Source organism: Pseudomonas sp. R9.37, assembly GCF_963878885.1.
Lineage (GTDB): Bacteria > Pseudomonadota > Gammaproteobacteria > Pseudomonadales > Pseudomonadaceae > Aquipseudomonas.
In genome coordinates this window covers 629,123-646,669 of record NZ_CAWNZA010000043.1, presented here as the reverse complement: position 1 = coordinate 646,669, position 17,547 = coordinate 629,123, and the positions used below count along the sequence as shown (strand labels likewise).

Sequence of the window (17,547 nt, the reverse complement as noted above, 5' to 3'; positions counted from 1 at the left end):
CTGGGCTTCGATGAACTGAAGCAACTCGCTGTCGAATTCTGCGTAACTCTTTGTTTACCAAGGAGTTTTCCGTTTCGACTGCGCCGGAAGTGGGGCGAATTATAGACTTCCAGAATCTGCCGTCAACACCTTTTTTCACATTTCTGTCATATCGGTCAAAAACCCCGCAGAAACGCGAAAGCCGGCCCCAAGGGGCCGGCTTTCAGCCCACCTTACAAGCTAGGAAAGGCAAACTGCGACGCTTCATGGCTGGCCCGTTGCGGCCAACGCTGGGTGATCGCCTTGCGACGGGTATAGAAACGCACCCCATCCGGCCCATAGGCATGCAAGTCGCCAAACAGCGAGCGCTTCCAGCCGCCGAAGCTGTGATAAGCCACTGGCACCGGCAGCGGGACGTTCACCCCGACCATGCCCACTTCAATCTCGTCACAGAACAGACGCGCCGCCTCCCCGTCACGGGTAAAGATGCAAGTGCCATTACCGTATTCGTGATCATTGATCAGCTGCATCGCCGCTTCCAGGCTATCCACCCGAACGACACACAGCACCGGCCCGAAGATCTCTTCTTTATAGATGCGCATCTCAGGGGTCACATGATCAAACAGGCTGCCGCCCAGGAAGAAACCTTCCTCATGCCCGGCAACACTTAAACCACGGCCGTCGACCACCAACTTGGCACCCGCCGACACGCCATCTTCTATATAGCCGCTGACCTTGTCGCGCGCCTGGCCCGTCACCAACGGCCCCATATCCAGGCCGCAGGACGTGCCCGCACCAATCTTCAGCGCTTTGACCTGCGGCACCAGCTTGGCGATCAACGCATCCGCCACCTGATCACCCACGCACACCGCCACCGAGATCGCCATGCAACGCTCCCCGCACGACCCATACGCCGCACCCATCAAGGCACTCACGGCGTTATCCAGGTCTGCATCCGGCATCAGCACCGCGTGGTTCTTCGCCCCGCCCAGCGCTTGCACACGTTTGCCGCGCTTGGTCGCTTCGGAATAAATGTATTCGGCAATGGGCGTCGAGCCCACAAAGCTCAGCGCCTTCACTTCCGGCGCTTCGATCAGCGCATCCACCGCGCCCTTGTCACCGTGCACCACGCTCAACACACCCTTAGGCAGGCCGGCTTCCTGCAGCAACTGCGCGATCAGCAGCGTAGAACTTGGATCACGCTCCGACGGCTTCAGGATGAAACAGTTGCCGCAGACAATGGCCAGCGGGTACATCCACAACGGCACCATCGCCGGGAAGTTGAATGGCGTAATACCAGCCACCACGCCCAACGGCTGGAAATCCGACCAGGCATCAATGTTCGGCCCCACGTTACGGCTGTACTCGCCCTTGAGAATCTCCGGCGCCGAGCACGCGTACTCGACGTTCTCGATCCCGCGCTTCAATTCACCCGCCGCGTCCTCCAGCGTCTTGCCATGCTCTTCGCTGATCAACTGAGAGATGCGTGCTTCGTTCTGCTCCAGCAATTGCTTGAAACGAAACATCACCTGGGCACGTTTGGCCGGCGGGGTATTGCGCCAGGCCGGGAACGCGGCCTTGGCCGAGTCGATCGCCTGTTGAATGGTTTCACGGCTGGCCAGGGGCACTTGGTGAATCACCTGGCCGGTAGACGGGTTATATACGTCGGCACTCCGGCCGCTGTCATTGACCAACTCACCGTTGATCAAATGCTGGATAAGGCTCATGCAGGGCTCCTGAAAAGGTGTTCTATATAGAAGGAGAAATCAGTCGATCTTGTTCAGCACTTCGCCGACCGCGTCAAACAGACGATCCAGGTCCTGCGGCTTGCTGTTGAAGGTTGGCCCGAACTGCAGGGTGTCGCCGCCAAAACGCACGTAGAAGCCGGCTTTCCACAAGGCCATGCCGGCCTCGAATGGACGCACAATGGCATCACCGTCACGCGGAGCAATCTGGATCGCGCCGGCCAGGCCGTAGTTACGAATATCGATCACATTCTTGCTGCCCTTCAATCCGTGCAGCGCATTCTCAAAGTGTGGCGCGACTTCGGCCACGCTCTGCACCAGGTTTTCCTTCTGCAGCAAGTCCAATGCCGCCAGGCCAGCCGCGCACGCCACTGGGTGCGCCGAGTAGGTATAGCCGTGGGGGAATTCCACGGCGTACTCCGGCGTCGCCTGGTTCATGAAGGTCTGATAGATCTCGCTGCTGGCAATCACCGCGCCCATCGGAATCGCGCCGTTGGTGACTTGCTTGGCGATGCACATCAGGTCCGGGGTCACGCCGAAGCTGTCGGCGCCGAACATCGAGCCGGTACGGCCGAAACCGGTGATCACTTCGTCGAACACCAACAGGATGTTGTGCTGATCGCAGATCTCACGCAGGCGCTTGAGGTAACCCTGTGGCGGCACCAGCACGCCAGCGGAGCCGGCCATCGGCTCAACAAACACGGCGGCAATGTTCGACGCGTCGTGCAGCTCGATCAACTTGAGCAGCTCATCGGCCAAGGCAATACCGCCCTGCTCCGGCATCCCACGAGAAAACGCATTGCTCGCCAGCAAGGTGTGAGGCAGGTGATCCACATCCATCAAGCCCTGACCAAACAGCTTCCGGTTACCGTTGACGCCGCCCAGGCTGGTGCCAGCGATGTTGACACCGTGATAGCCACGGGCGCGGCCAATCATTTTGGTCTTGGTCGCCTGCCCCTTCAGCCGCCAGTAGGCGCGCACCATCTTCACCGCTGTATCGGCGCACTCGGAGCCGGAATCCGTGAAAAACACGTGATTCAGATTGCCCGGCGTCAGGTCGGTAATCTTTTCTGCCAGCTGGAACGACAGCGGATGGCCGTACTGGAAGCCCGGGGAGTAGTCCAGGGTGCCCAGTTGCTTGGCGACCGCTTCCTGGATTTCCTTGCGGGTGTGCCCGGCGCCGCAGGTCCACAGGCCCGACAACGAGTCGTACACCTTGCGGCCCTTGTCATCGGTCAACCAGCTGCCTTCGGCGGCCACGATCAGGCGCGGGTCACGCTGGAAGTTACGGTTGGCGGTGTAGGGCATCCAGTGCGCATCCAACTTCAATTGGCTGGCCAGGGACGTCGGGGCGTTTTCGGGCATGTTCATCAGCAAAACCTCGCAGGGCAAAAGGCAGCGTCGGGATTGAAAAGCGTTCTTGCAGCTAAATTGCCACGGGGATAAAGTCGGTGAAATTCAACTCTTCTAACCTTCAGTCAGGCCTTCACTAAACTATGAGCAGCCGCCGACCCGACCCTCTGGCCCAAGTCAGTGACTTCGATATCCGCCTGTTGCGCATCTTTCGCAGCGTGGTGGAGTGCGGCGGCTTCTCGGCAGCAGAAACCGTGCTCGGCATTGGCCGCTCGGCCATCAGCCAGCAGATGAGCGACCTCGAACAGCGCCTGGGATTGCGTCTGTGCCAACGCGGGCGTGCCGGTTTCTCGCTCACCGAAGAAGGCCGCGAGGTCTACCAATCGGCCCTGCAGCTATTAAGTGCCCTGGAAAGCTTTCGCACTGAGGTCAACGGCCTGCACCAGCATTTGCGCGGCGAGCTGATCATCGGCCTCACCGACAACCTCGTCACCCTGCCCCACATGCGCATCACTCACGCGTTGGCACAGTTGAAGGAACGTGGCCCGGACGTGCAGATACAAATCCGCATGATCGCCCCCAATGAAGTCGAGCAAGGCGTACTCGACGGCCGCCTGCATGTCGGCGTTGTCCCCCAGGCCAGCGCGCTGTCGGGCCTGGAATACCAGCCGCTCTACAGCGAACGATCGCTGCTCTATTGCGCAGTTGGCCACCCGCTGTTCTATGCCGACAACAAACAACTGGACGACGCCCGCCTCGACAGCCAGGACGCCATCGCCCCCACCTTCCGCTTGCCCGCCGAGATCCAGGCCCATTACCAGGCACTCAACTGCACCGCCAGCGCCTCGGACCGCGAAGGCATGGCGTTCCTGATCCTCACGGGCCGCTACATTGGTTACCTGCCTGACCACTACGCCAGCCTGTGGGTGCAACAAGGCCGACTGCGCGCGCTGAAACCGACTACACGTTTTTACGATTTGAGCCTCGCATCGGTCACGCGCAAGGGCCGTCGCCCTCATTTGGTGCTGGAAAGCTTTCTCGAGAGTCTGGCGGCAACGCGCTAGCTCGGGCCTTTCGCCAAAAGCTGAGCAACTGGACAGCTTTTTGCAAGGCACAAGGACCTTGAACCGTCCGCCCTGAGTTTGCCCGCCATGCCACCAGAAACCTCTAGCCCCAGCGACCTGATCTACGGCCTCAACGACCGCCCGAAACCCATCCCGGCAATACTGGCCGCCGCGCAACATGTGCTGGCGGCCTTCGTCGGCATTATCACGCCGCCCTTGATCATTGGCTCCACGCTGGGCCTCACTGCCCATTTGCCCTACTTGATCAGCATGGCGTTGATGGTCTCCGGCGTCGGCACCTTCATTCAGGCACGCAGACCCTTTGGCATCGGTGCCGGGATGATCTGCCTGCAAGGCACCAGCTTTGCGTTTCTCGGCGCGGTGTTGTCGGCAGGCTTTCTGGTCAAGCAACGCGGTGGCAGCCCGGAAGACATCATGGCGATGATCTTCGGCGTGTGCTTTTTCGGCGCGGCGGTACAGATCGTGTTGAGCCGCTTTATCGGCCAACTGCGCCGAGTGATCACGCCCCTGGTCACCGGGATTGTGATCACGCTGATCGGCATCAGCCTGATCAAGGTGGGCATCACCGACCTCGGCGGCGGTTTTAACGCGCCCGACTTCGGCGCTCCGGTGAACCTGGCGTTGGGCGTGTTCGTGGTGCTGACGATCATTTTGCTCAACCGCTCCAGCACCCCGTGGGTTCGCCTTTCGGCGATCATCATCGGCTTGGCCCTCGGCAGCCTGGCCGCCTGGTTCAGCGGCAAACTGGTACCTCAGGCCCTGCCCGACTTGCCCTTGATCAGCGTGCCAATGCCCTTTCGCTTTGGTTTCAACTTCGACTGGAGCGCTTTTTTGCCCATCGCGCTGATTTATCTGATCAGCAGCATCGAGACCGTCGGTGACCTCACCGCCAATTGCATGATTGCGCGCCAACCCATCAGCGGCCCTTCTTATATAAGCCGACTCAAAGGCGGCGTCTTGGGCGATGGTGTGAGTTGCATGATCGCCGCTACCTTCAGCGCCTTTCCCAACACCACCTTTGCGCAGAACAATGGTGTGATCCAACTCACCGGCGTCGCCAGCCGTTACGTCGGCTTGTACATCGGCGTGCTGCTGTTCTGTCTCGGCTTGTTTCCGTTGATTGGTGCCGTGCTGCAGCAAATTCCCAAGCCGGTATTGGGCGGCGCCACCCTGGTGATGTTCGGCAGCGTGGCCGCTGCCGGGGTGCGCATCCTTGCGCAGGCGCCACTGGACCGGCGCAGCATGCTGATCATCGCCACCTCGTTCGGCGTCGGCCTGGGCATTGCCGCCCAACCGGACCTGTTGCACTTGATGCCGTCCCTGGTGCAAAACCTGTTCGACTCAGCCATCACCAGCGGCGGCCTGACCGCCATCGTGTTGTGCCTGTTGTTACCGGAAACCAAAACGACCTGCGCTGCCGCAAACCACGCGCCGGAAAGCGACACGCTGGAACCGCTTTGACGGTTTTATTGCATCGGGACTTGTCTGAGGCTTGAGGGTGGGTTATCTGTGCACACGTCGTCTCTATCGATCAGCACGGAAACCTCCATGAGCCTCGAAGTTCCTGCCCACAGCAACCACGCCGGTAAACCCGCCAGCCGCATTCGGCAAAAGAACGAACAAGCGATTCTGCAGGCTGCTGAAGACGAGTTCGCGCGCCATGGCTACAAAGGCACCAGCATGAACACCATTGCCTCGAGTGCCGGGCTGCCCAAGGCCAACCTGCATTACTACTTCACCAACAAGCTCGGCCTGTACATCGCGGTGCTCAGCAATATCCTCGAACTGTGGGACAGCACCTTCAACGCGCTGACCGCCGAGGACGACCCGGCCGTGGCGCTCACTCGCTACATCCGCACCAAGATGGAGTTTTCCCGGCGTCACCCACAGGCCTCGCGGATCTTCGCCATGGAAATCATCAGTGGCGGCGAATGCCTCACCGAATATTTCAGCCAGGATTACCGCGCCTGGTTCAGCGGTCGCGCTGCCGTGTTCCAGGCCTGGATCGACGCCGGCAAGATGGACCCCATAGACCCCGTGCACCTGATCTTCCTGCTGTGGGGCAGCACCCAGCACTATGCCGACTTTGCCACCCAGATCTGCCGCGTCACCGGGCGCACCAAGCTGACCAAACAAGACATGGAAGACGCCGGCAGCAACCTGATCCACATCATTCTCAAAGGCTGTGGCATCAAGCCCGCCCTATAAACGAAGCGACTTATGCCTTTCACGCTTACCGGCCTTTGCGAATTTCGTGAAGAAATACGCAAAAGCCGCTTTATTACCCTCGCGGCGCCGATCACCAGCGCGCAAGACGCCCAAGCGTTTTTCGAGCAACACAGCGACCTCAACGCCACGCACAACTGCTGGGCCTGGAAACTCGCCGATCAGTACCGCAGCAACGACGATGGCGAGCCCGGCGGTACTGCGGGGCGGCCGATTCTGGCCGCCATCGAAGCCCAAGGCTTTGATCAGGTCGCCGTGCTGGTGATTCGCTGGTACGGCGGCATTCAGCTGGGCACCGGTGGCCTCGCCCGTGCCTATGGCGGCGGCGCGAACAAATGCCTGCAAAATGCCGAGCGCATCGAGCTGATCAGCCGCGTGCCACTGAGTTGCGCCTGCGGCTTTTCGGAGCTGAACCTGGTGAAACTGCGTGTCGCCGAACTGGGTGGGCTGGTGGTGGAGGAAACCTTCACCGCCAATGGTGTGGAGCTGCAACTGGCACTGGGCGAGGCGGCTATCGACACGCTGCAAACCCAACTCGCCGACCTGAGCCGTGGGCGCATCCTGCTGGAGCGCTGAAACTGCCCACATCTACTGTGCACCTGCCTGTGGATAACCTGAGCACATCCACCTGTAACCCTTCTGTCATAAGGGCTTACGGGCACCGGTCATTTTTTGATCAGTCTTCACGGGGACAATTTGCGCGATGCCCCACGCCCCCTCAAACAGCAACGTTACCCACAGCACCGCCGTCGCGCCCTGCATCAGCGCGTAGAGCTGCCAGGTCGCGAACAGTGCGCGGCCGGCCGCGTCATAGAGGCCAAACTGGCGCTGCGGGTCGCGAATTCGCAGCACTGCCCACACGCACACAATCGAACCGAGCAAATTGGCCATCAGTACATGCGCCGGCGCAAACGCCGGCAACGTCCCCGGCAGGTTCAAACCCTGCAATACGCTGTGCACAAACACAAAGCTCCACGGTGTGACAAACGCCGCGGTCACGATCAAGTCATACCAGGCGCTGGCGCGCACCAGTGTTCGGTATTGGGCAGCGGTCCACATATCGGCAAGCTCCTTGAATTAAGAAGCCAGCAGGCTAAAGCCTGGAGTATGCTCCAGGGTCAAGCCCTTTCGAGCCCGCCCCATGCGTATTGGCGAACTAGCCCAGGCCAGCCAGGTCAGCCGCGACACACTGCGTTTCTACGAGCAGCGTGGGTTGATCGCAGCACAACGCAGCGCCAATGGTTACCGCGACTACCCGCCGGACATGGTGCAACTGGTGCTCTACATCAAAACTGCGCAACGCCTGGGCTTCAGCCTGGGCGAGATCGGCAGCAGCGTCGCCGCCCTCTGGCAGGCGCCCGACCCCGACAGCGCTGTCACACAATTGCTGCAAGACAAGCTCAACCTGATCGAAACCCGTATCAGCGAACTCGGCCACCTGCGCCAGGAGTTGCAGCAAAGGCTCGGGCAACGTTGTCCACTGAATCCGTGAACCTCCATTCCAAAGGATGCCTTTCATGTCTACGCCAAAAACCGCACTGATCATCGGCGCCTCGCGCGGGCTGGGCCTTGGCCTGGTCAAACAATTGCTTCAGGACGGCTGGGATGTGACCGCCACCGTGCGCGACCCGAACAAGGCCGATGCGCTCAAAGCCGCAGGCCCGGTACACGTCGAGAAGCTGGACATAGACGATCAGCAAGCCGTGATCGCTCTGAGCCAGCGCCTCAAGGACCGCACCTTCGACCTGCTGTTCGTCAACGCCGGCGTCAAAGGCCCCGCCAATCAAGAGCCTGGCCACGCCACCCTGGCGGAAGTCGGCCAGCTGTTCTTCACCAACGCCGTGGCGCCGATCAACCTGGCCCAGCGTTTTGTCGGGCAGATTCGCAAAGACAGCGGCGTACTGGCCTTCATGAGCTCGGTGCTCGGCAGCGTGACCATTCCCGACGGTGCGGACCTGGCGCTGTACAAGGCCAGCAAAGCTGCACTCAACTCCATGACCAACAGCTTTATCACCCAACTCGGCGACCACAAGCTCACCGTGCTGTCGCTGCACCCGGGCTGGGTGAAGACAGATATGGGCGGTGAAAACGCGCTCATTGATGTCGACACCAGCGTGCGCGGCCTGATCGATCAGGTAAATGCCTACACGGGCAAGGGCGGCCATCACTTCGTGGACTACAAAGGCGACACCATCGCCTGGTAATACCCCCGGTTCTACATGCGGGAACGGGCTTGCCCGCGAAGACGTCGGCCCAGCCAACATTAATGTTGACTGGCACACCGCTATCGCGGGCCAGCCCGCTCCCACAGTGGACTGCTTAACTGAACGGCATTGGTGACTCAAGAGCACCTCGCGCCTGCAGCTGGACCGGATCCGGAACTCCACGTAATCTATCGACCTCGCCTCAACCGGCGACCCTGGATCAGCAGACAGGGCAACACTGAGCTGGCAAACCTGAACCCATCATTCAGAGGAGCCGGCCAATGCCTGCGACCCGTATCTGGTTAAAAAACCCCCTCGCCATTTTCACTGCCAATGGCCTCGATGCCCGTGGCGGACTGGTGCTGCAAGACGGTGTGATCACCGAACTGCTGGGCTGGGGACAAGAGCCTGCCGTGCCCTGCGCACAGGTGTTTGACGCGCGCGAACATGTGATCCTGCCGGGGCTGATCAACACCCATCATCACTTCTACCAGACCCTGACCCGCGCCTGGGCACCGGTGGTCAACCAGCCGTTGTTCCCGTGGCTCAAAACCCTCTACCCGGTGTGGGCCCGGCTGACCCCGGAAAAGCTCGCCCTGGCGTCCAAAGTCGCCTTGGCGGAATTGCTGCTCTCAGGCTGCACCACCGCGGCCGATCACCACTACCTGTTTCCTGACGGCCTGGAAAATGCCATCGACGTGCAAGTGCAAAGCGTGCGCGAACTGGGCATGCGCGCCATGCTCACGCGCGGTTCCATGAGCCTGGGCGAAGCCGACGGCGGCCTGCCGCCGCAGCAGACCGTGCAACAAGGCCAAGTGATCCTCGACGACAGCCAACGCCTGATCCGCGAATACCATGAGCGCGGCGACGGCGCGCAGATCCAGATTGCCCTGGCGCCCTGCTCGCCGTTTTCGGTCACCCCGCAAATCATGCAAGCCAGCGCCGAACTGGCCAACAGCCTCGATGTGCGCCTGCACACGCACCTGGCGGAAACCCTCGACGAAGAAGACTTCTGCCTGCAGCGCTTCGGCCTGCGCACTGTGGATTATCTCGACAGCGTCGGCTGGCTCGGCCCACGCACCTGGCTGGCCCATGGCATTCACTTCAACCCGGATGAAATCGCGCGCCTGGGCGCCGCCGGTACCGGCATCTGCCATTGCCCAAGCTCGAACATGCGCCTGGCCTCCGGCATCTGCCCGACCCTGGACCTGCTCGCCGCCGGTGCGCCGATTGGCCTTGGGGTGGACGGCTCCGCGTCCAACGATGCCTCGAACATGATCCTCGAAACCCGCCAGGCCTTGTACATCCAGCGGCTGCGTTACGGCGCGGAAAAGATCACGCCAGAAGGCGTGCTGGGCTGGGCGACCAAAGGCTCGGCGCAATTACTGGGGCGTACGGATATCGGTGAACTGGCCGTGGGCAAACAGGCTGACCTGGCACTGTTCAAGCTTGATGAGCTGCGTTTTTCCGGCAGTCACGATCCGATTTCGGCGCTGCTGCTGTGCGGCGCCGACCGGGCGGATCGGGTGATGATCGGGGGCAAATGGCGGGTGATTGACGGGCAGGTTGAAGGCCTGGATTTGAAAGGTTTGATTGCCGACCACACACAGGCGGCGAAACAGCTGATCGCCGGAACCTAAGCCAGGCATATCAAAATGTGGGAGCTGGCTTGCCTGCGATAGCATCATATCGGTGCAACTGAAAACCCTGGGTGTCTGCATCGCAGGCGAGCCAGCTCCCACAAAACCCAGCTCCCGCATTGAGTTCTGCGGTTTCTACAACCCCAACAGCGACAGCATGATAAACGTCGCAAACAACACGAAATGGGTCATCCCTTCGATGGCGTTCGTCTCGCCATCGTTGAGGTTGATCGCACTGACAACCAGCGTGATCAACACCATCACGGTTTGCACCGGCGTCATCGCCATCTGGAACGGCTGGCCGGTGTAGAGCGCCATGGCCTCCATCACCGGCACCGTCAAAATCACCGTCGACAACGACGCACCGAGCGCGATGTTGACCACCGACTGCATGCGGTTAGCCAAGGCTGCGCGCAAGGCCGTCAGAATTTCCGGCGCCGCCGAAATAGCCGCCACCACAATCGCCGTGATCACCGGCGGCGCGCCCGTGCCTTCCAGGCCCAGGTCGAGGGTCTTGGACATCACCTCGGCCAGTGCGCCGATCACAACCACGCCAAACACCAATGTGCCAATGGAGAAGGCCAGGCTGATTGGCGGTTCCTGCTGTTCTTCCGGCTGTTTCTTGCGGCGTTTTTCCGGGTAGCTGTAGCTGAAGAAGTAACTGTGCGGCCCCACCTGCATGCGCAAAAACAGGGTGTAAAGCAGCACCATCGCGCCGATGGTGAACGCCGAGTAAATTTTCCAGTCGGCCTGGGGGATGAATTCCGGCACCACCATCGACACGCCCATGGCGGTGAGGATCATCACGCTGTAGCTGCGTGCCGAGTCATCGTTGTAGGACTGTTCGCCATGTTTGATGCCGCCCATCAGCGCAGCCAGGCCGAGGATGCCGTTGATATCGAGCATCACTGCCGAATAAATCGTGTCGCGTACCAAGGTGGGCGATGGCTCGTTGCTCATCATGATCGCCAGGATCACCACCTCCACCAGCACCGCGGCCAGGGTCAGGATCATGGTGCCGTAAGGGTCACCGACCTTTTCCGCCAGTTGCTCGGCGTGGTGGGCAACACGCATCGAGGCCACGACGATGAAGACGATCAACGCCACGCCGCTGAGCAACGCCACCATCTGCCCGCTGTGCAGCATCCAGTGCTCCAACGGGTAGGCGACGATGGCGGCAATCAGCGCCAGCACCATGTATTTTTCTTGCTTGAGGGATGTGAGCATTCCGGGCCTTTTCATGCAGCAAATCAGTCATTGATGGGGTACAGACTGCACCACGCCGCTAACGTTTCGTTACACCTTAGTTCACGTGGCCCTTGCACGAATAAAACCAATACTCTCCTGCTGGTCAGGTTTTGCCGATTATTTCGGCCATGGCCTGTAGAATGCCGCCATTGCACCTGATGAGATTTAGAAAATGTACGATTGGCTCAACGCCCTGCCCAAGGCTGAATTGCACCTGCACCTGGAAGGCTCGCTGGAGCCTGAGTTGCTGTTCGCACTGGCCGAACGCAACAAGATTGCACTGCCTTGGAACGACGTCGAAACCCTGCGCAAGGCCTACGCCTTCAACAATCTGCAAGAGTTTCTCGACCTGTATTACCAGGGCGCCGATGTGCTGCGCACCTCCCAGGATTTCTACGACCTGACCTGGGCCTACCTGCTGCGCTGCAAAAAACAGAACGTGATCCACACCGAACCCTTCTTCGACCCGCAAACCCACACCGACCGTGGCGTGCCGTTCGAAGTCGTGCTCAACGGCATCGCCGCTGCGCTCAAAGATGGCGAGCAGCAACTGGGCATCACCAGCGGTTTGATCTTGAGTTTCCTGCGCCACTTGAGCGAAGCCGAAGCCGAGAAAACCCTCGACCAGGCGCTGCCGTTCCGTGACGCGTTTGTGGCTGTAGGCCTGGACAGCTCGGAAATGGGTCACCCGCCGAGCAAGTTCCAGCGCGTGTTCGATCGTGCCCGCCACGAAGGCTTCCTCACCGTGGCCCACGCCGGCGAAGAAGGCCCGCCCGAGTACATCTGGGAAGCCATCGACCTGCTGAAAATCCAGCGCATCGACCATGGCGTGCGCGCCATCGAAGACGAGCGCTTGATGCAGCGGATCATCGACGAGCAGATCCCGCTGACCGTGTGCCCGCTGTCCAACACCAAGCTGTGCGTGTTCGACGACATGGCCCAGCACAACATCCTCGACATGCTCGAGCGTGGCGTGAAAGTCACGGTGAACTCGGATGACCCGGCGTACTTCGGCGGTTATGTCACCGAGAACTTCCACGCGCTGTACACCTCGCTGGGCATGACCCAGGACCAGGCCAAACGCCTGGCGCAGAACAGCCTGGATGCGCGGCTCGTGAAGCCTTAAGCAACAACGGCTGACACGACAAAATCAATGTGGGAGCCGGGCTTGCCCGCGAAGGCGATGTATCAGTCAATACCTGTGTCGACTGAAACACCGCTTTCGCGAGCACGCCCGCGCCCACAGTGGTGGTGTGCTGTTCCTCAGACTTCGGTCAGTTCTTCCAGCGTCTTGCCCTTCGTCTCCCTCCCAAATACCCACACCACCAGCGCCGCTACGGCAAAACACAGCGCGCCCAAAGCAAACACCCCGCCCTGCCCCGTTATCGGAAACACCAGCCCCGTTACCAATGGCCCGAGCAACGAGCCCACGCGACCAATCGCCGAAGCGAACCCGGAACCGGTTGCCCGCGCCGACGTGGGATACAGCTCAGGCGTGTAGGTGTACAGCACCGCCCACATGCCAAACAGAAAGAACTGCATCAACAGCCCCGACGTAATCAGCAGCCCCACGTTGCCGCCAAACACAGCGCTTTGCCCGTACACAAACGCCATCACGCCACCGCCCAGCAAGGTCACAACGCAGACCGGCTTGCGCCCCCAACGCTCCACCAGCCAGGCGGCCATCAGAAAGCCGGGAATCCCGCCCAGGGAAATGATCACCGTGTAGTACACCGACTGAGTGACCGCAAACCCCGATTGCTGCAACAACGCGCTCAACCAGGAGGTGAGCCCGTAGAAGCCGAGCAATGCAAAGAACCACACACTCCAGATCATCATCGTGCGTTGCCGATACTGCGGCGACCACAGCTGCTCAAACGCCGAGAAAAACGTCCCCGGCACGCTCTCAACCCGTGGCAGGGCAATCGGCGCAGGCAAGTCGGCGCGCCCCAGCGAAACGCGCACTTTTTGCTCGATACGCTGCAACACCTTATCCGCCGCCGCGTGCCGTCCGGCCTGCTCAAGCCAGCGCGGCGACTCCGGGATAAAAAACCGGATCGCCAACACAAACACCGCCGGTACTGCCAACACCAAAAAGATGTCACGCCAACCAATCACTGGCAGCAGGAAGTAAGACAGCACACCCGCCGCCACAAAACCCAACGGCCAGAAGCCATCCATCAGGGCGATGTAGCGCCCGCGCCCCTTGGCAGGAATCAACTCCGAAAGCATCGACTGCGCAATCGGAAACTCCATGCCCATGCCGATCCCCAGCAACACGCGAAACAGCGTCAGCGTCTCCACCGTCTGCGCCGTGGAACACAGGTAGCTGGCGACGCCCCACAACACGATGCTCCATTGGAACACCGGTTTGCGTCCAAACCGGTCCGCCAACATTCCGGATAAAGATGCACCGACCACCATGCCAAAAAAACTCGAACTGGCCAGCAACCCGGCCTGGGCCGTACTGAGGCCGAACTCGGTTTTGATCGACCCCAGCAGGAAAGTCATCATCGCCAGGTCCATGGAGTCGAAGAAAAACGCCAGCGCGATGATGATGAAGATGATTCGGTGATAGCCGCTGATGGGCAACCGTTCCAGCCGTTCTGCTGCGCTATAGCCTTGCATGCCCATGCCGCACCCCCTGTATGAAAAATCCCCAAAGCGAGTGTGCGGTATCGTTTTGCCTGGTTATTGCTGGATGCGACCTGACTGAAACTCTGAGCGACCACTGCCTTCCTGGGGCGCGGCGAGGCGGTTGATTTCCCCAAGCCCGACGTCCGAGAACTGCAGGGCGTGGGACTCGTTGACCACGCTGACCCAGCCCGACTGCAAAAACAGCTGCAACAGCCCCGCCCCCAAAGCGCCCCCCAAGTGCGGTTGCTGCTGACTCCAGTCAAAGCAGTCGCACGCCAGGGGCGAGGCCAACGCGTGGGTGAAAATGCCCAGGCCTGCCAGGCGCTGCGCGCCCGTAACGGTGACCTCAGTACGTTGTTCATGACGGTCGATCCATCCCGCCTGAAACATGCGCTGGTAAAGCCCTGCGCCCAATTCTCCGCCCAGGTGGCCATGGCATAACCGGGCTCGGCGCAACGACGCGGGCGCCACCAGCGCCGGCGGCACACCCAGCGGCGCACTGCGCACGGCGCTGGCCATGGTGGTGCTGGCCAACGCGTCGATGGCAACGCTGACGTCAACGGCGGCGACACGAAACACGCGCTTGCCACGCTGGGCTTCAACCCGCAGCAAACCGCTTCCAGTCAGGCGCGACAAATGCGCGATCGCCGAAGCCGACGACAGCCCGGCAAGCATCGCCAGTTCCTCTGACGATTTCGCCGACCCGTCCATCAAGGCCCAAAGCATGGCGGTGCGCTTGGGCTCGCCGAGCAAGCTGGCGATGTGACTGATGCAGGGTGCTTCTTCCATGTATTCACTCCTTGTTAAACCATTTGTCTGCTGCGGTTGGAACCGAAGTATAGGGGCGCAAACCGCCCGTTCCGCGGCGTCTGACAGCGCGGATAGGGACAGGATCTGAGTGAAATTTCTTGCTTTGATGGAGGCTATTGCGCGGTGCTCAATCGCTCCGGCCATTGCGCAGTCAATGTCGCACAGCGGGCCACGAGCATTTCCCGCAACAGGTTGATGGGCTTGCTCAATTGCGCACGATGCGCGCACAGCAGGTTGAGCGGCGTGCGCTCACCGCGCAGCTCCGGCAGGATCACGCGCAGACGCCCGGCCAGCACGTCGCTGCTCACATCCAGCCAGGACTTGTAGGCGATACCGACACCCGCCACTGCCCAGCGCCGCACCACATCGGCGTCATCACTGAAGCGGTCGCCGCTCACCGTCAGGCTGACTTCACGCTTGCCATCGTGAAAACCCCAGTGGTCGTGTACGCGGCTGCCGAGCATGTACAGCAGGCAATTGTGTTGCGCCAACTGCTCCAGATGCCGCGGCTCGCCATGCCGTGCGAGGTAGCTGGGCGCGGCACACAGCACACGCCTGTTGTCCGGGGCGATGGGCAGCGCGATCAGGCTGGAGTCTTCAGGCTCGCCGTAACGCAGGGCGATATCCACCGGCTGGCGGAACAGGTCGGCGATCCGGTCGCCCAACAGCAGGCGCACGGTGAGTTGCGGGTACTCGCGCTGGAATTCATCGAGCCAGGGCAACAGTTGGTTGCGCCCGAAATCCGACGGCGCCGACAGCTGCAGCACACCGCTGACATGGTGCTGGCCGCTGGCCAGCAAGCGCCGCCCTTCGTCCAGCGAACTCAAGGCTGCGCGGGCATATTCCAGAAAGCCTTCACCTTCGGCGGTCAACCGCAGGCTGCGGGTAGAGCGCGCCAGCAACCGCGTGCCCAATTGCTCTTCGATGCGCTTGAGCGCCGCGCTGGCCACGGCGGGCGACAGGTCCATGACCCGCGCGGCAGCCGACAGACTGCCCAGGTCTGCCGCGCGTACAAACAACTGCAAATCATCAAAACGCAGCATGCATTACCGCCGATTATCAAAATTTTATTGAAACAGACTGCTGTTTTAGCGGGTTTTATCTTCACGGGAAATAGCCAATCATCTGCCTATCCCGTTCACCACGTGCCAGGAGTTGAATATGTCCACTGCCTTTAACGTCATCGCCACGCTGATCGCCAAACCCGGCCAACGGGCAACCCTGGAGACCCTGCTGCGCGGTCTGCTGGAACCGACCCGCCTGGAAGCCGGTTGCGAGCAATACGACCTGCACCAGGACCTGCAACATCCCGAGACCTTCTACATGCTCGAACGCTGGAGCGATGACGCAGCGCTGGCCGACCACGACCAGAGCGCACATATCCAGAACTTCCGCGCCAAGGCCGCTGATGTGATCGAACACTTCGAACTCAAGCGCCTGAAATTTCTTGCCTGATCACTGCCCTTTTCCGGAGTCCCCATGAAAGCCATTGCCTACTACGCTGCACTGCCCATCACCGATCCAAACTCCCTGCAAGACATCGAGCTGCCGGAGCCAGTCGCCGGCCCGCGCGACCTGCTGGTGGAAGTCAAAGCCATCTCGGTCAACCCGGTGGACACCAAGGTGCGCCAGAACGTCGCCCCGGAAAACGGTGCCGCCAAGGTGCTGGGCTGGGACGTGGCGGGTGTGGTCAAGGCCGTTGGCAGTGAAGTGACCCTGTTCAAAGCCGGAGACAAGGTGTTCTACGCCGGCTCACTGGTACGCCCGGGCGGCAACAGCGAACTGCACACCGTGGATGAGCGCATCGTCGGTCATATGCCCAAGAGCCTGGGGTTTGCCGACGCCGCCGCGCTGCCGCTGACCGCCATCACGGCCTGGGAGTTGCTGTTCGAACGCCTGCAAGTGCGTGAAGGCAAGGAAGATGAAGGCCAGAGCCTGCTGATCGTCGGCGCCGCCGGGGGTGTGGGTTCGATTCTGACCCAACTGGCCAGCCAGCTCACCGCACTGAAAGTCATCGGCACCGCCTCGCGTCCGCAAACCCAGGAATGGGCCAAGGCGCTTGGCGCCGACCTGGTGATCGATCACAGCCAACCGCTGAGCGAAGCGCTGAAAAACGCCGGCCACCCACAGGTGACCCACGTCGCCAGCCTGACCCAGACCGATCATCACCTCGACCAGTTGGTGGAAGTCCTGGAGCCACAAGGCAAGCTGGCGTTGATCGACGATCCGAAGTCGCTGGATGTGAGCAAGCTCAAGCGCAAGAGCCTCTCGCTGCATTGGGAGTTCATGTACACGCGCTCGATGTTCGAGACGCCGGACATGATCGAACAGCACAACCTGCTCAACCGCGTGGCTCAACTGATCGACGCCGGCACCTTGAAAACCACGGTGGGCGAGCACTTTGGTGTGATCAATGCCGAGAACCTGCGCCGCGCGCACGCGCTGCTGGAAAGCGGTAAGGCCAAGGGCAAAATCGTGTTGGAAGGGTTTTAAAACGGTCTGACAGTGTCGTCCTTTATTCCTCTGAGTAATGGACGACACCGCTAGTCAGAGAGTTGACCTTTGTCATATTTGTGAGCGCATTCGGGTTTATATTGGCCGCCTTTGCCACGATTCTTTT

General features: G+C 60.8%; 17 protein-coding genes. 10 read left to right on the top strand and 7 right to left on the bottom strand.

Annotated elements, in window-relative coordinates; all coding sequences use genetic code 11:
- Positions 1–212 precede the first annotated feature (212 nt).
- Together AACU78_RS21885 and AACU78_RS21880 are read right to left on the bottom strand one after the other, a co-directional pair.
- The gene (locus AACU78_RS21885) at positions 213–1,706 is read right to left on the bottom strand and encodes a CoA-acylating methylmalonate-semialdehyde dehydrogenase (protein ID WP_106577755.1); all 1,494 of its coding nucleotides are present in this window, start codon (positions 1,704–1,706) and stop codon (positions 213–215) included.
- A 39-nt stretch (positions 1,707–1,745) separates the two neighbouring features.
- Positions 1,746–3,095, bottom strand: a complete 1,350-nt coding sequence (locus AACU78_RS21880; RefSeq protein WP_106577754.1) for an aspartate aminotransferase family protein — start codon at positions 3,093–3,095, stop codon at positions 1,746–1,748.
- A gap of 125 nt (positions 3,096–3,220) precedes the next feature.
- On the opposite strand from AACU78_RS21880, the gene AACU78_RS21875 reads away from it, so the two are divergent.
- From AACU78_RS21875 to AACU78_RS21860, 4 genes are all read left to right on the top strand, one after another.
- A complete protein-coding gene (locus AACU78_RS21875; protein ID WP_106577753.1) occupies positions 3,221–4,141 on the top strand; it encodes a LysR family transcriptional regulator in 921 nt (306 codons plus the stop codon).
- Positions 4,142–4,228: 87 nt separating this feature from the next.
- Positions 4,229–5,623, top strand: coding sequence for a uracil-xanthine permease family protein (locus tag AACU78_RS21870; protein ID WP_106577752.1), 1,395 nt, complete (start codon positions 4,229–4,231; stop codon positions 5,621–5,623).
- Between the two features lie 87 nt (positions 5,624–5,710).
- Complete coding sequence (locus AACU78_RS21865) at positions 5,711–6,370, top strand: TetR/AcrR family transcriptional regulator (protein ID WP_106577751.1); 660 nt, start codon at positions 5,711–5,713, stop codon at positions 6,368–6,370.
- A 12-nt stretch (positions 6,371–6,382) separates the two neighbouring features.
- On the top strand, positions 6,383–6,964 hold the full coding sequence (locus AACU78_RS21860) for an IMPACT family protein (RefSeq protein ID WP_106577750.1): 582 nt from the start codon (positions 6,383–6,385) through the stop codon (positions 6,962–6,964).
- Between the two features lie 66 nt (positions 6,965–7,030).
- On the opposite strand, the gene AACU78_RS21855 is transcribed toward AACU78_RS21860, so the two are convergent.
- Entirely contained in the window at positions 7,031–7,447 is a 417-nt protein-coding gene (locus tag AACU78_RS21855; protein ID WP_106577749.1) for a hypothetical protein, read from the bottom strand.
- Between the two features lie 82 nt (positions 7,448–7,529).
- Between AACU78_RS21855 and AACU78_RS21850 the strand changes: the two genes are divergently transcribed.
- The 3 genes from AACU78_RS21850 (at position 7,530) to AACU78_RS21840 (ending at position 10,232) form a co-directional block, all read left to right on the top strand.
- Entirely contained in the window at positions 7,530–7,880 is a 351-nt protein-coding gene (locus AACU78_RS21850) for a MerR family transcriptional regulator (protein WP_106577748.1), read from the top strand.
- A 25-nt stretch (positions 7,881–7,905) separates the two neighbouring features.
- Positions 7,906–8,592, top strand: coding sequence for an SDR family oxidoreductase (locus tag AACU78_RS21845; protein WP_106577747.1), 687 nt, complete (start codon positions 7,906–7,908; stop codon positions 8,590–8,592).
- 281 nt (positions 8,593–8,873) lie between these two features.
- Positions 8,874–10,232 carry an 8-oxoguanine deaminase gene (locus tag AACU78_RS21840; RefSeq protein ID WP_106577746.1) on the top strand — a complete coding sequence of 453 codons (1,359 nt, stop codon included), beginning with the start codon at positions 8,874–8,876 and terminating at the stop codon, positions 10,230–10,232.
- A gap of 135 nt (positions 10,233–10,367) precedes the next feature.
- Here AACU78_RS21840 and AACU78_RS21835 read toward each other — a convergent pair whose 3' ends face one another.
- Positions 10,368–11,459 (bottom strand): calcium:proton antiporter, encoded by a 1,092-nt coding sequence (locus tag AACU78_RS21835; RefSeq protein ID WP_106577745.1) that lies wholly within the window; start codon positions 11,457–11,459, stop codon positions 10,368–10,370.
- 193 nt (positions 11,460–11,652) lie between these two features.
- Here AACU78_RS21835 and AACU78_RS21830 point away from each other — a divergent pair, with 193 nt between their 5' ends.
- A complete protein-coding gene (locus tag AACU78_RS21830; RefSeq protein WP_106577744.1) occupies positions 11,653–12,606 on the top strand; it encodes an adenosine deaminase in 954 nt (317 codons plus the stop codon).
- A gap of 137 nt (positions 12,607–12,743) precedes the next feature.
- Here AACU78_RS21830 and AACU78_RS21825 read toward each other — a convergent pair whose 3' ends face one another.
- The 3 genes from AACU78_RS21825 to AACU78_RS21815 form a co-directional block, all read right to left on the bottom strand.
- The gene (locus AACU78_RS21825; protein ID WP_106577743.1) at positions 12,744–14,114 is read right to left on the bottom strand and encodes an MFS transporter; all 1,371 of its coding nucleotides are present in this window, start codon (positions 14,112–14,114) and stop codon (positions 12,744–12,746) included.
- Positions 14,115–14,171: 57 nt separating this feature from the next.
- Positions 14,172–14,906 (bottom strand): ArsR/SmtB family transcription factor, encoded by a 735-nt coding sequence (locus AACU78_RS21820; protein ID WP_106577742.1) that lies wholly within the window; start codon positions 14,904–14,906, stop codon positions 14,172–14,174.
- A 134-nt stretch (positions 14,907–15,040) separates the two neighbouring features.
- The gene (locus AACU78_RS21815) at positions 15,041–15,970 is read right to left on the bottom strand and encodes a LysR family transcriptional regulator (protein WP_106577741.1); all 930 of its coding nucleotides are present in this window, start codon (positions 15,968–15,970) and stop codon (positions 15,041–15,043) included.
- Between the two features lie 118 nt (positions 15,971–16,088).
- On the opposite strand from AACU78_RS21815, the gene AACU78_RS21810 reads away from it, so the two are divergent.
- Together AACU78_RS21810 and AACU78_RS21805 are read left to right on the top strand one after the other, a co-directional pair.
- A complete protein-coding gene (locus AACU78_RS21810) occupies positions 16,089–16,382 on the top strand; it encodes a putative quinol monooxygenase (RefSeq protein ID WP_106577740.1) in 294 nt (97 codons plus the stop codon).
- A 24-nt stretch (positions 16,383–16,406) separates the two neighbouring features.
- The gene (locus AACU78_RS21805) at positions 16,407–17,420 is read left to right on the top strand and encodes a zinc-binding alcohol dehydrogenase family protein (RefSeq protein WP_106577739.1); all 1,014 of its coding nucleotides are present in this window, start codon (positions 16,407–16,409) and stop codon (positions 17,418–17,420) included.
- The last annotated feature ends 127 nt before the right edge of the window (positions 17,421–17,547 follow it).